Annotated in this window: 2 protein-coding genes and 1 pseudogene; 1 reads left to right on the top strand and 2 read right to left on the bottom strand. The window is 35.3% G+C overall.

Going from position 1 to position 1,025, the window contains the following annotated elements; translation table 11 throughout:
• A pseudogene (locus P20652_RS18630) lies at window positions 1–338 on the top strand (hypothetical protein); the annotation flags it as partial.
• A gap of 53 nt (window positions 339–391) precedes the next feature.
• Here P20652_RS18630 and P20652_RS05605 read toward each other — a convergent pair.
• Together P20652_RS05605 and P20652_RS05610 are read right to left on the bottom strand one after the other, a co-directional pair.
• Window positions 392–577 (bottom strand): hypothetical protein, encoded by a 186-nt coding sequence (locus tag P20652_RS05605; RefSeq protein WP_008170482.1) that lies wholly within the window; start codon window positions 575–577, stop codon window positions 392–394.
• 146 nt (window positions 578–723) lie between these two features.
• On the bottom strand, window positions 724–1,025 hold a 302-nt coding region (locus P20652_RS05610; protein ID WP_237707136.1), incomplete at its 5' end, for a hypothetical protein.

The following is a 1,025-nucleotide window of genomic DNA, read 5'->3' as shown; positions in this document are numbered from 1 at the left end:
TCGCTACAGAGCTGATCCCTATGCTGAGAACTCAAATTTTGAACGTTGATGACTATCTAAAGCTTGATTTAAATAATACTAAATATGCCGGCGTGTGGATGCCATATGCCTTAACAAAGAAATATCCTTCAGCCGCAAAAACACTAGCATGGCAGTATTTATTCCCCTCTCATATATTAAGTTCAGACTCTCAAAGTGGTGAAATAAGGCGACATCATTTTCATCACTCTTGTATTAGAAAAGAAGTGAAAAAAGCCGTTAAAAAATCAGGGTTAACAAAAATAATAACACCTCATGCAAAATTTAGAGTGGGTGTCATGTTAATTCATTTAAATTAGAGTGGGTGTCATGTTAATTCATTTAAATTAACTATTGACGCCATAGTCTCTTGTTATGTGTTTTTTGCACTCCACTTGCCAGAGAGAATCATGACATAAACACCGACGGTAATTGTACCAAGCATTAATCCTATAAAAGGCGATGAGCTCCCAACAAATATAGACATGCCTAGTGAAGCACCTAAACATAAAGTTACAGCACTTAACTGTGCTCGATTAAGTTTATTTTTGAATTTCATTTTGGACTCCTGATCCTTCAAGTTACTGTAAATAGTCGAAACACATAACGCCTCAAACAGAGGCTAAAAATTGTTTGCCAAAATGGCGAGGCACGAGCAACGGCCAGCTGTTTTTAGTCCTACTGCTTTGCCTTGTTAGGTGTACTTTAACGCAAAACCAGATATATAAATAATGTTGAAAATAAACCTTTTGAAAAAAGTATTAACCCAAACGATTTGGGATTTTTTGTACGGTTTACCATAAAGCCTTTAATATCTATTTGACCAAATTTAAAAGCAATAACATTATGAATAATCCAATGACCTGACAGAGCAAGTATTGCAACACTTGCCACTGAATCCCCATAACCTTCGACTTGCGGTGTTACAAATACAGCTACAAGAATAATCATTAAAAAGAATATGAGTGATATTTTATACGCTTTCTCGTAACTCAATTTTGTACACC

It is taken from the genome of Pseudoalteromonas sp. BSi20652 (assembly GCF_000239855.1).
Classification (GTDB): Bacteria; Pseudomonadota; Gammaproteobacteria; order Enterobacterales; family Alteromonadaceae; genus Pseudoalteromonas.
The sequence above is the reverse complement of the archived record's forward strand: the minus strand, read 5'-3'. Positions and strand labels throughout refer to the sequence as shown.